The sequence below is a fragment of the Alteromonas sp. M12 genome (assembly GCF_037478005.1).
Classification (GTDB): Bacteria; Pseudomonadota; Gammaproteobacteria; order Enterobacterales; family Alteromonadaceae; genus Aliiglaciecola; species Aliiglaciecola lipolytica_A.
Map to the genome: position 1 here is coordinate 4,645,749 of NZ_CP144164.1, position 13,244 is coordinate 4,658,992.

10 protein-coding genes are annotated in these 13,244 nt (G+C 43.0%); 7 read left to right on the top strand and 3 right to left on the bottom strand.

Translation table 11 applies throughout. The features are described 5' to 3' along the window. Complete coding sequence (locus VUI23_RS19935) at positions 1-1,191, bottom strand: efflux RND transporter periplasmic adaptor subunit (protein WP_216047891.1); 1,191 nt, start codon at positions 1,189-1,191, stop codon at positions 1-3. A gap of 380 nt (positions 1,192-1,571) precedes the next feature. On the opposite strand from VUI23_RS19935, the gene VUI23_RS19940 reads away from it, so the two are divergent. Further along, positions 1,572-2,609 carry a YHYH protein gene (locus VUI23_RS19940; protein ID WP_216047890.1) on the top strand — a complete coding sequence of 346 codons (1,038 nt, stop codon included), beginning with the start codon at positions 1,572-1,574 and terminating at the stop codon, positions 2,607-2,609. 85 nt (positions 2,610-2,694) lie between these two features. Here VUI23_RS19940 and VUI23_RS19945 read toward each other — a convergent pair whose 3' ends face one another. Beyond that, complete coding sequence (locus tag VUI23_RS19945; RefSeq protein WP_342805675.1) at positions 2,695-3,108, bottom strand: ACT domain-containing protein; 414 nt, start codon at positions 3,106-3,108, stop codon at positions 2,695-2,697. Positions 3,109-3,148: 40 nt separating this feature from the next. Beyond that, positions 3,149-3,463, bottom strand: coding sequence for an SMR family transporter (locus VUI23_RS19950; protein ID WP_216047888.1), 315 nt, complete (start codon positions 3,461-3,463; stop codon positions 3,149-3,151). Between the two features lie 274 nt (positions 3,464-3,737). On the opposite strand from VUI23_RS19950, the gene VUI23_RS19955 reads away from it, so the two are divergent. From VUI23_RS19955 to VUI23_RS19980, 6 genes are all read left to right on the top strand, one after another. After that, complete coding sequence (locus tag VUI23_RS19955; protein ID WP_342805677.1) at positions 3,738-5,741, top strand: hypothetical protein; 2,004 nt, start codon at positions 3,738-3,740, stop codon at positions 5,739-5,741. Between the two features lie 102 nt (positions 5,742-5,843). Continuing rightward, positions 5,844-6,326: a hypothetical protein gene (locus tag VUI23_RS19960; RefSeq protein ID WP_342805679.1), complete on the top strand. Its 483-nt coding sequence runs from the start codon at positions 5,844-5,846 to the stop codon at positions 6,324-6,326. A 156-nt stretch (positions 6,327-6,482) separates the two neighbouring features. Then, a complete protein-coding gene (locus VUI23_RS19965; protein WP_342805681.1) occupies positions 6,483-7,055 on the top strand; it encodes an ECF-type sigma factor in 573 nt (190 codons plus the stop codon). A 1-nt stretch (position 7,056) separates the two neighbouring features. Beyond that, entirely contained in the window at positions 7,057-9,726 is a 2,670-nt protein-coding gene (locus VUI23_RS19970; RefSeq protein WP_342805683.1) for a serine/threonine-protein kinase, read from the top strand. A gap of 7 nt (positions 9,727-9,733) precedes the next feature. Continuing rightward, a complete protein-coding gene (locus VUI23_RS19975; RefSeq protein ID WP_342805685.1) occupies positions 9,734-10,429 on the top strand; it encodes a protein phosphatase 2C domain-containing protein in 696 nt (231 codons plus the stop codon). Positions 10,430-10,781: 352 nt separating this feature from the next. Further along, complete coding sequence (locus VUI23_RS19980; RefSeq protein WP_342805687.1) at positions 10,782-13,244, top strand: M1 family metallopeptidase; 2,463 nt, start codon at positions 10,782-10,784, stop codon at positions 13,242-13,244.

The window sequence follows — 13,244 nt, forward strand, 5'->3', positions numbered from 1 at the left end:
CTACACTCCCACTTGTACAGAGGAGCTATTTTGGTCTTGTTTAACCACGGTGATCATGGTGCCTTGCTCGGTCATTTCAACCAATACAGGTTTAACTTCACTGCCAGGACGAACTTTACCAGCCCCTTCAACTAAGAGCTTATCGTTCTCTGACAATCCGCTTGAGATCAACCATTTGTTTTCAACGGCATTAACGGTTTCAACAGTGCGTTTTTCGACTAAGTTATTCTCACCAATAACATAGGCATAAGCTTCGCCTGTGGCTGAGTGATAAATACCTTGTTGTGGAACGAGTATTGCGTGTTGATTGACCGCTTCATTTACTTGAGTTCTTACGAACATTCCAGGTAATAACAAACCATTTGGATTCGGAAATTCAGCGCGAAGGGTGACAGTACCGGTTGACGCATCTACTGACACTTCCTGCATTTTCAACTGGCCTTTGTGGTCATACTCAGAGCCGTCTTCCAAGGTAAGTGAAACTTCAGTTGTGCCTTCGGAAATCCCCTTGGAACCCAACATTTGACGCAATTTAAGCAATTCTTTACTGCTTTTTGTCATATCCACATAGATAGGGTCAAGTTTGCGGATAGTCGCTAAGGCGGTAGTTTGCTGCGCAGTAACTAATGCCCCTTGAGTCACATTGGAAATGCCAATATGCCCAGAAATAGGAGCGGTAACCTTAGTAAATTCAAGATTGATAGACGCAGAAGCTAATGCGGCTTCATACTTTTCAATATTGGCTTTCGCTTCTAAATAAGTCGCATGAACATCGTCAGCATCTTGTTGTGAAACACCTTCAAACTTCAACAAGTTCGCATAACGCTCATCCTTCAACTTAGCCGTTTCTAGCGAAGCCTTAGCACTGTTCAAATTTGCTTTTGCTTCATTGTAAGCTGCCTGATACGTAGCCGGATCAATTTGATAGAGCAATTCACCTTTTTCTACGGTATTGCCCTCATTGAATAAACGCTGTTGCACAATGCCACCTACCTGTGGGCGTACTTCTGCAATTGAGGAAGCAACAACACGACCTTGCATTTTAGTATCAATTTTATGCTCACCCGTTGTTACTGCAACATAAGATACGACTGGCACAGAGGCGGTTTTCGGGGGTGCGCTTTCTTGCTGGCAACCACTTAGCAAAGTTACTACCGTAAGCAGTCCCACGATGCTGATTGAAGATTTCATAATTAAGCATTCCTAATTAAATACACAAAATAAGATGAGGCGAAAGCCACTTTATGATTGTGCAATGCACTATCGATAAATTGTATTGGCCTATAATTGAAGCAAAGCTTAACAAGCTGATGGTTAAGGTAGGGTTAACGTATCTATGCTGTTTTAAAATATGTTCATAAATCTTTACGATTATTGTTTATATTGGTTGTCAGTGGGATTAAGTAGGAGTAACTAGTTATTTCTAACAGCGCACATTCTCTATAATTAGTGTTACTGTTTTTAGACTTTAAACCGCCTCACTTCATAATATCTGCACATTTATTCTGTAGACTAATGAGTATACTTAATGAAAAGTTAGCTTAGTAAAATCAGAATTCAGAGGTTAAAGCATGGGATTATCATATCAATGGCCATTAATGATGGTGGCTGTGTCTGCTGCGATTGCATTAACAGGATGCAACGACGCTTCGGTCAAGAATGTTACGCAATCAGCCAGTGCCAAGGGCATAGACCTTTCCATGTTTGCCGAAGGAGCGTTTCTCGAAACGCCGACAATCGTTGACTGTGAAACAGCTGAAGGCACAAAAACCACCTGCTATAAATTAGTTACCTCTGGGGCGCCAGCAGGACGTGAACCTGGTCCTTTTTGCCCGAGAAAAATCACCGATGGGGCAGATAAAGGCGGAACTTGGTTTAGTAAAGAGGGAACTGGCGATTTGGTAGATATCACCGGTGAGTTTATTTTAAAGCTAGGTGAATATTACGGTGACGAAAAGTGGATGGTGTATGAAGCCAACACTGGAAATGTGCGCTACACCGCGACCAAAGCAGCCTGTTTAGGGGCGGCACGGCCTGACGTTGAAGAACAATATATGCAAAACTGCATTGAATGCGAATTAGAATACCTTGATGACGATTTTTCACTGACTTATCTAATTCCTACCCAACCTATTCCTGCAGCTGAAACCGGACGAGTTCATACGGTAGGCATTGCCTTAGACGGCACTGAACTATCTGGTCCAGCACCAATTAATGCCATTCTAGGAGCCTATACCATCGCAGCTTTTGACGATTGTGGTGGACATATTAACGTCCATCAAGGCTATCACTACCATTCGACCACCGGCTGCACTGATACCCTCGAAGACACCGATGATGGTCATGCTCCTTTAATTGGTTACGCGTCTGATGGATACGGTATTTACGCAATGAAAGATGCCCAAGGTAAAGAAACAGAAGGACTTGATCAGTGTCGGGGAATTACCGACCAAACACGAGGTTATCATTACCACGCTGCCAGTCCCAGTGAGAATATGTTCATAGGCTGCTTGCACGGCGAATCCGTTCGCCCCGCTGGCGGCCCTCCTGGCGGACCTAATGGCGCAGGTGGTCCGCCAAATGATCATCCGCCTCCCCGTGGAGAATAGTGGAAAAGATGAGTCTGAGGTCAAAGCTGAAGCTGAATATGAACACAGCTCCAACTAAACAGGCTCATTACAATTAACAGCCTTGTCAGTTGACTAAACCGTTCTTTGCCAAATCCTTTAAATCTTTAATAGCTTGAGCGGCGTCCTTGGTACTGACAAAAATATGATCGTGATAATAACCAGCAACCACGTTTGCACTGATATTTGATTGGGTAAGTTTTTTAGAGATAGCGGCGGTTAAACCAACGGCATCAAGGCTTGAGTGCACATTTAGGGTAATACACTTAAATACCCCTGAATAAGCAATTTTTTGCTTATCGGCGAGGTGTTTTTCAATAATCACCGACATACCTTCTTTTTCTAAAAACGTGCTTATCGGTTTCAACTGTTGCAACATTTGGTAATCATAAGTTTCAAAAGTCGCAAACACATACTCTTGTGGCAACAAAACGGGTTCCATTGAAGCAATAAGTTTGGCTAAATCTTTTTCACCAGACATAAATATCTCACTCTTTTTATAATCGTAAATCTTCTTGAAATTAACTACTCAACTTCAAACCAATAACTCCCAACGCAATGATAATTAAACAAATAAGTTGTTTAATAGAAAGGCTTTGATCGAAGAAGTAATGATTAATAATTGAAATACTAGACGCACCAACAGCCAACCAAACAAGATATGCATGGCTAATGGGAATGTCTTTTGTTGCAATTGAAAACAACAGTAAACTCAGTGCCATAGATAACACAGCAAGTATAACGTAGGGAATATGAGTAAATGATTCAGATTTTTGAATACCGACTAACCAACCAGCTTCCAAAAACCCTGCAATAATGAGAATAAACCAAGACATAATAACGCTCATATTAAGTTGAGGTCGTCCTCAAAAAATAAAATAGAGCGGTGAGGTCGTCCCCACATCCAAGTTTGAAGTTGGATCCTAGCAACAGCCTATTTAGAAATCAATTCCTGACTTTTTAAAAATTAAAATACAAATAATTCAAACACATACAGAACAATCTCTGAGTAAATTTCTATTTCTTCATTTTTTTGATGGTTTTTTAGACTGCTTTACGCTTCTTAGATTAAGGCATCAATAAAACAATAAGTTCACCAAGGAGAATTCAATGAAATTGCCCACTGAGAAACGGAAGACATATCTTTATAGTTGCTGTCGATACGCCAGCATCCCGGTTGCATTAATCACCCTATCAGCTTGTGGTGGGGGCGGTAGCGGCGGAAGTAGTGGTGGAGGAACCGGCCAAAGCACTGGAAGCCCACCGACAGTGTCGGTTGACTCTCGTATGTTAGTCAGCGCAGGTGATGTCGTCACCATTACCGCCACTGCCACCGACCCGGATGCTGACAGCATTAGCTATTCTTGGCAGCAACTTAACGGTGATCCCGTAGCCAATACACAAGGGTTTAGTAGTGCTAGCGCGTCTTTTAATGCACCTGATGATGTGGATACCATTCAATTCAGAGTCACGGCAACTGCGGGTGGTCAAAGTGCCACTGACACTATTTCCGTTATCGTAGTAGAAGATACCGATACCGCGGTATTTGTTGATGCAGATTTCAGCGGAACCTCTACCGGAAGTATAGATGCCCCCTTTGTTGACTTTACAAATGCAATACTGCAATCACCCGATACTGCTGATTTCTATCTTCAAACTCCAGCTCAACCAACTGTTTATGCCCTATGGGAAGGGATTGATTATAGTCAACGTGAGAATTTAACAGGAGGAAACAGTATCTATGGGGGCTATGACGACGACTGGAGTTACGAACCTCAAAGTAACCCCACTCCAATAGTAGTAGAACGCGTTGGATTGGTTTTTTACAATGTTGATCAAGCTTCCAAAGTGGCTGGGATCAATTTGCAGATCACTGAAGATACGGATTCAAACTTAAACATGTTGGGTCTATATGTTTCAGGTGGCGCCAGTGCTTTCACCCTCGAAAACTCCACAATTACCGTTGACGGTTTCACTTCAACCAATTTACAAACGACACCTGGTTACACAGTGGGTGTCTACTTAGATCAAGTTGAAACCACTTATGTGAGGAACAATCAAATTAGTGTTGGAGATGGAAAATCCAGTGCCGACAGGACAACCCAGCCTTCTACTAAAGGCTCCGATGGTAACGATGGCGAAGATGGCCGAGTCGGTTTTAATACAGTAGGAGGTGAAGGAGGTTCTGGTACAACGGGGTGGGATGGCGGTGCTGGCGGTAATGCAGGAAATAATTCGTTTGAAACAGGAGAAGACGGCGTGTCAGGTAAAGGTCGAACGACGTCTCCATTTATATCCGGTGGTAGCGGAGGTACTAGAGGATTTTCGACTTACAATGATGGAAAAGGTTCGCCCGGTTCGGACGGAGATGATGGTGTTAGAGGTTCCTCTGGCGACGGAGCCTTGGGTTGGGGGGCTTTATTTAGCACTGGAGCATATCGCGTCAGTACGGGTGAAGTGGGCGATGTAGGCTACTCAGGTGCCGGCGGCGGTGGCGGCGGTGGTGGCGCTGGCGGTTCATTTGGACAAAATGGTGGAGCTGGCGGCGGTGGCGGTGAAGGCGGTGGTGGCGGTACCGGTGGTTATGCCGGTTACTCAGGCGGTGCATCCATTGCCATTCACATCGTCGGAGGAAGCTTAAATGAAGTTGTCGACAATATCCTCATTTCTGGCAATGGTGGAAACGGTGGCCAAGGTGGTTTGGGCTCTGATGGTGGTGAAGGCGGCAGCGGTGGCGAAGGCGATCCAGGCAACCTCAGTGGTGGCGAAGGTGGAGACGGTGGTGATGGCGGTGACGGTGGCGATGGCGGTATCGGTGGTTCAGGTGCTGGCGGTCCATCATTTGGTATCTTTATAGGTAGCAATACACCGGCAACCATCAGCAATAACCAAGTTACGACAGGAATGGGTGGCGATGGCGCTGCTGCGAGAATTGGTTCAGAGGATGACACTGCCGCCGGTGAAGGAGGCTGGAGTTACGGCATCTTCGATGCCGTACCAGCAGATAATTTTGCTGTGATACTGAATGATAACAGCTTTGATATTGGCGAGCCTGGCGAGAATGGTGGCACTAAAGAAGGCACAGGCGCATTCGGAAACACCAATATCGAATAGATCACTATTTGCACTGTGAGCATTCATAACAGCTAGCAGCATTTTTGCTGCTAGCTCCACTCACCTTTTAGCTAACTAACGATCAAAACAAGGAATTTATACATGTTTCGTCATTTTAAAATAAAAGCGTTCTTTGTCATGAGTATTTTATGGTTTACGCCAACGCAAGCTCAAGTCAATCAAATACCCGAGATAGGCGCGTTTCTACCCTCTATCACTGATGTTAAACCCAAAGAGGTATCTGCAATCGATGGATTATGGACAATTTCTAGCCTCGATAAAGTGGTACGCATAGACCGTGGTCGTATTTATGCCATTGAAGGTTGGACCCACTTATTTGTGTTGAAAATACAACCAGGCATGGTAGTCATCCATCCATTTCAACAACAATCTCCAGGGGTATTTGTTGGCGACGATTTGCCTTTGCAAGGCCCGTTAAAAGCAGTTTTAACCGGAGACAGAGTGTTAGATGTTGACGTTGATGGTGCGCTTGGTCAGGTCAATTACCAGATGATCCCTCGACAATTAGACGACAACGAAGCGTTTAACAAACTCATTAAGCAAATTCGTCAATCCGGTAGCTAAAGACAACACTGTGGATTGAGAATGGTGCTTAGTAAACAGCGAAAAAGCAATGTAGCTGAATTCCGTGGATTTCTTTGCTCGGTTTGTTTTTTGTGCAAAAATGAAATAAACAAAACGCCTAGCAGATTTGCAGTGCACTTCACAGAGAACGAAGTTATGTCGTCTTTTGCAAACAAAATCGAATCGTTATCCCCAGAAGTACAATCACTGATGCTTGCAGAATTACATCGTATTGCATCACGCTTTATGTGTGCTGAACAACAAGGCCACACGCTGCAGGCTACTGCATTAGTGAATGAAGCGTACATAAGGCTTGCTGAAAAAACGATGAATATTGCTGACAAACAACACTTCATCGCCATTGCCGCCCAACAAATGCGCAGAATTTTGGTTGACCATGCCCGTGAAAAATATGCGGCTAAACGAGGTGGTAAGCAAATTAAAGTGACCTTAGTCGATCAACAAGGGGATATAGCCCAGCTCTCAAGTCAAGATCAAGTAGAGCTGATGTACATTGATGAATTACTTAATCAACTTGCCTGCTTTGATCAACGTGCCTCGCAGATTTTTGAACTCAAACTCTTTTCCATGTTAACCCATCCTGAAATAGCAGACCTCTTGGGACTTTCCGTAGCAACAGTAGAACGCGACATACAGGCCGCGAAAGCCTGGTTCAAAGTCCAAATTCACGCCAATAATTCATCTTCATCCAGCCCAGAGCGAAACTGATATGGAGCAACAAAAATGGTTTCTAATTAAACAGTTATTTAGCGAAGCACAAGCGCTGCCAACAGCTGAGCAACAAGGATACGTGCAGCGTAAAAGCGAGGGAGATGAACAGGTTTACGAAAGTGTGATGCAAATGCTAGGAGTCGAAAATAGCACTCGAAATAATCCTAATTTGTCGGGCATTATTGCCGCTTCAGCATCGCAATTATTAATCGATGATCAAGCATTGCAAGCAGGCGATGTTGTCGAACAATTTAAAGTGGTTGAACCTATAGGTGATGGCGGCATGGGCAGTGTATTCTTGGGCGAACGTGCCGAAGGTGATTTTGAACAACTGGTTGCCATTAAAGTGATTCACCGTAAACATTTTACGGTGCAAAGCCTACAACGCTTCATACGCGAACGTCAAATTCTGGCGTCATTACACCATAAAAACATTGCAAGCTTTATTGGTGGTGGAGAAACCCAGCATGGACAACCCTATATTATTTTAGAATACGTTGATGGGGTCACTATTACCCAATATTGCCAGCAACATAGATTAGATATTCCACAACGCTTGGATTTATTTAAACAAGTTTTAGCTGCCGTAATCTACGCTCATCAAAACCTAGTTGTGCACCGTGATATTAAGCCCAGCAACGTTTTAGTTAATGCTCAAGGTGACGTTAAATTACTGGATTTTGGCATTGCCAAGTTGGTACAAGAAAGTCACGAGGGAGCTAACCTTGCCGGCGATTTAACCCAAGAGTTTAGCCGAGTCTTAACTCCTGCCAATGCATCTCCAGAGCAAGTGCTTGGTAGCAATATAACGACTCGCTCAGATGTATATGGATTGGGTGCTTTGTTAATGCACCTGTTAACCGACGAACCAGTGTTCGATACTTCCGCCACCACTCAGTCTAGCTTGGAATCGATGATAGTCGACCAAGTGCCGGTACGTCCAAGTTTCAAGTGTTTAGAGTCAACTGATGAACATATCCGTAAACGGGCCAAAAGCCTGAAGGGGGATTTAGATACGATTGTAATGAAAGCCTTGCAAAAAGATCCTGAACGACGCTATTCAAGTACTGAGCACTTTTTAGAAGACATTGTAAGACATCAACGCAACTATCCCATATCTGCCAAGCCAGACAGCCTTGTTTATAGAGTCACAAAGTTTGTGCAACGTAATACCTTAAGTACGGTGCTAGTATCCCTGTTTTTGGCGAGTTTAATAAGCACTAGTATCGTCATAATGCAGCAATCTATTACGATTCAAAATGAACGTGATGCGGCGTTAAAACAAGCTTTTATCGCGCAAGAAACAGCTAAATTCATGACGGATATGTTCGATGCCGCAGATCCCAATATCCATGCAGGCGAATCCATTAGTGTTAAGTCATTAGTCGACCAAGCAGCCGTCGATTTAGACAAGCTTAACAGTGATCCATTGATCATGGCACAACTCAGCGGCACGTTATCCAGCGTATATAACCAACTCGGGGAATACGATTTATCCTCTTCTATGATGGAAAAAGCCGAACAATATCTGTTCGCCTCCAAACAAGATTCAGAAAATGCGAGCTATATTGCCCTAAAATTTTTATTGGGAAATGAGAAGGCCAACCTACTCGTAAATACCGGTCAATATGATCAGGCACTCAGCTTAACTGCGTCACTTATCCAAGATCTGGAAAATACCGATACTTCCAGCTTAAGTGCAGAGCAAATAGATAACTTTTACATCTGGCTTGAATACGGATTGGGTTCCGCCTACTCATATAGTGGACGAGACACCTTGGCAATCGAGCATTATCAAAATGCCTTAACACGATCCGAGCAAGTGGTAGCGGCAGGAGGAGAGTACGCCGAAGAGATATTGATAAATCATTTATCAAGTCGTTATTTTGGATTGGGCCATTCACTTCGCAGGGTAGGTGACTACGCCCAGTCTAAAATAGTGCTGCTACGTGGTATTGAAATTGAAAAATCGTTAGATAAACCGCCAAGCTTAGATCTTGCCCATGGCCTCAACCAACTTGCAGACACGTATTTGCAACTTGGTGAGCTAGAACTAGCAGAAAAATATGCCCAAGAAGGACTTACTATTAGGCGCAATATTCATGATTATGGACATATCGAAATCATTGCCAGTACAGGAGTGCTTAGCAATATTTACGCGAAACAAAAGCACTATGATCGCAGTATCGAAATGCGTGAAGAAATGTTGAACATGGTGGAGCAAGCTGTGGGTAAGGAACACCCGTTTTATGCCAGTGTATTGGATGCGTTAGGCAATTTACACATGCTCAAAAATGACTATCAAAAAGCACGCCGGTATTTCGATGATTCATATGAACTTTTTGCGCTGATCTTTCCCGAAGGTCATATATATGTGGCAAAAACTTTAGTCAATCTAGGTGATCTCGCGCTACGGGAAGATAAAATCCAACTAGCAAAAGACAACTTTGAACAAGCTCTGCAAATTTTAACGTCCAAGGCACCAGATCCCTCAGAATTAATGGCAAAAGCCAACGCATTATATGCGGTAAGCTTATATAAAAATGCTCAGCCAGAAGCAGCAATTGAATACGAAGAATCTGCATTGAACATTTTACAAACTACATTTGGACTAGACTCTTTTGAATACAAAACCTTGTACCAACGCCTGCAAAGTGCCAAAAACTGAGATGTATATGGCTGCGGGTAACACCCACAAAGGCATTCGCAGAACTAGCAATCAAGACGCAATTTTTATGGATGATAGCCAAGGTATTTGGATAGTCGCTGATGGTATGGGTGGGCACAATGCTGGTGAAATAGCGGCCAATATAATTTGTAAGTATTTACCAACTGAAATTAAACAGCCATCTCAAACCGTCACCAATGCGATCCTCAAAGTGCATAACCAAATACAAACCGCCAGCCGGCAACACACATTGTATGCAGGTATGGGTAGCACTATGATTCTGGCAGTCCAGCAACAACAGCATTTACAAATATACTGGAGTGGAGATTGTCGCGCCTATTTATACACTGCAGGTAAATTGAGATTAGTTAGCAAAGATCATTCTTTGATACAGAAACTCAAAGACGACAATATTATTGATGATCAGGCGGCGGCTAAACATCCCCAGCGCCACTTAGTTACGTCATGTTTAGGAGGATCCCTTGCACAACCTGTGATCGACAATATAACGCTCATATTAGGTCTTAATGATTTGTTACTACTGTGCTCAGATGGTTTGTATAACGAGCTAAATTTGCAAGACATGCAGGCTATTATTAGCGAAAAAAAAGCATCTGAAACTAGGGTCAATGAATTAATTAAACAGGCAAATCAGCTAGGAGGAAAAGACAATATCTCAGCCATTTTGATTGCTCATCGGTGAGACCAAATTTAGCTAGTCATCTTCGCTATTTTTACCATTTAGCCATTATCATCGTGTTTTAATTGAACAAATTTAGCAAACTATGTAAGCATATTGATACAAATTTCGCTAAATCAAAAAAACAATCACTAAGTTATAACATTCAGTTTTTCAGCGCATTGTTGTAAGATTTAAATGATGTTTCAAGTAACTTTGTAGCTTTTGCAGCCCCTAATTTGCGATCAGTTTAGGCTCTCCCTCATTTGTTACTCAAAGAAGCATTCTTTAAATAATAATAACTGCATGTCGTTGAAGGTGTCGATTAAAACTCTGCTCACATTGCAAATTTTCTATACAACAATCAGGTAACACAATGTTTAAACCACTCTCTATGGTAGCTTTGCTATCATGTTTTGCGATTGGCTTTGCAAACGCAGCAATTAATCAAACAAAAGGCGATTTTGAAGATAAATTTCGTCAGCTAGATGAATCTCTTCCTACTCCCAATGTGTATCGCAACGCCGCAGGTGAACCCGGTCATGAATATTGGCAGCAGCAAGTAGATTACCAAATCAAGGCAAAATTAGATGAACAAAAGCGTCGAATTGAAGCCAGTGAACAAATCACTTACCACAACAATTCACCGGATACGTTAAAGTATTTGTGGATGCAATTAGAGCAGAATAAATTTCGCAACGACTCAATGTCGGCCATGACCACCACCTTTGGTGGTATTGGTAACCGTGGTCCAGCAACGGCATCTGCATCATCTGATAAACCCGCACAGCTTAGCTTAGGTGCACTGCGTCGCCAGCAATTTACCGATGACCACGACTTAGGCTTTGATATTCAGTCAGTGACCGACAGCAACGGTAACAAGCTCAAATTCACAATAGTGGGTACCAACATGCGTATCGACTTACCTCGTCACCTGAAGCCGGGTAAAAAAACCGTATTCAATATTGATTACGCGTTTAATATTGTCGAAGAAGATGCCGTAACAGCACGTTCAGGTTATGAACATTTCCCTGATGATGAGCGTGAAGGCGGAAATGATATTTTCTTATTAGCCCAATGGTTCCCGCGTTTACATGCTTATACCGATTACGAAGCGTGGACTAACCGAGAGTTCATTGGTCGAGGTGAATTTACCTTGGAGTTTGGTAACTACGAGGTGGAACTGACCGTACCTGCGGATCATATTGTCAGCGCCACTGGCGAGTTACAAAACCCCAAAAATGTACTCACATCTACCCAACGCAAACGTTTAAAGCAAGCTGAAGATGCAGAGCGTATCGTTTTCGTGGTGACGGCTGAAGAAGCGCTAGAAAACGAGAAAGAAGGCACAGACGCAACAAAAACATGGAAATTCAGTGCTAACAATGTACGTGATTTCGCATGGGCTTCGTCACGCAAATTCATGTGGGATGCCCGTGGCCACCAGCAAGGTGGAGATGATCAACCTTTAGTCATGGCGATGTCGTTTTACCCTAAAGAAGGCGGCAAATTATGGGAAAAGTATTCCACTGAATCAATCATCCAAACCTTAGAAGTCTACTCACGTTTTTCCTTTGATTATCCGTACCCCGTTGCACAATCAGTGAATGGTCCTGTAGGTGGAATGGAATATCCGATGATCACCTTTAACGGTCCTCGTACTGAATTGCAAAAAGATGGTAGCCGCACTTATTCGCAAGCTGAAAAGCGTTTCTTAATAGGCGTAGTTATCCATGAAATTGGTCATATTTATTTTCCAATGGTAGTCAATTCAGACGAACGTCAGTGGACTTGGATGGACGAAGGATTAAATAGCTTTTTAGACGGTGTAGCCGGTCGTGAATGGGATCCTAGTATTCCTTGGGGTGTTGAACCAAGAGATGTTGTGGATTACATGAAGTCATCAAATCAAGTACCCATTATGACTCAATCAGACAGCGTTTTACGACTAGGTCCTAATGCTTATACAAAGCCTGCCGCAGCCCTCAATATTCTGCGCGAAACTATCCTAGGCCGTGAATTATTCGACTTTGCATTTAAAGAGTATGCGCAACGTTGGAAGTATAAGCGCCCTACACCATCAGACTTTTTCCGCACTATGGAAGAAGCCTCTGGGGTTGATCTAGATTGGTTCTGGCGTGGTTGGTTTTACAGTACAGACCATGTTGATATCTCCATAGATAAAATCTATAAACTACGTTTAGACACCCATGATCCAGATATCGATTTTGCTCGTCAGCGCCAAGAAGAGTTGGATAAACCTGAATCGTTAACGGACATCCGTAACAAAGCGGAAGGACGCAAACTTTGGATTGAGCGTTTCCCTGATATTACCGATTTTTATGACGAGAATGATCGTTTCACGGTAACCAACAAAGAACGCAATGCTTATCAGAAGTTCTTAAGCAAACTCAAACCATGGGAAAAAACAGCCTTAGAACGCGCTGTGAAAGAAGACAAAAACTACTATGTATTGGACTTTTCCAATAAAGGTGGTCTAGTCATGCCAATTATACTGGAGCTAACCTTTGCTGACGGCAGTGTTGAAAATCAGTATATTCCAGCAGAAATCTGGCGTCGTACCCCTAAAGCGGTTAGCAAACTGATTATCACTGACAAAGACAAAGAGCTAGTTAGTGTGACTGTTGACCCCCACTGGGAAACAGCTGACGTGGATGTAAGCAACAACCATTATCCACCTAAAATTATTCCGTCGCGGATTGAAGCTTACAAGACCAAAAAGCGTAGCGGCAAGGTTTATCGGGACATTATGCAAGATATAAAAACCGAACTAAAAACCTATGATGAAGACGATATTGAAGAAGACGACAATAATTGA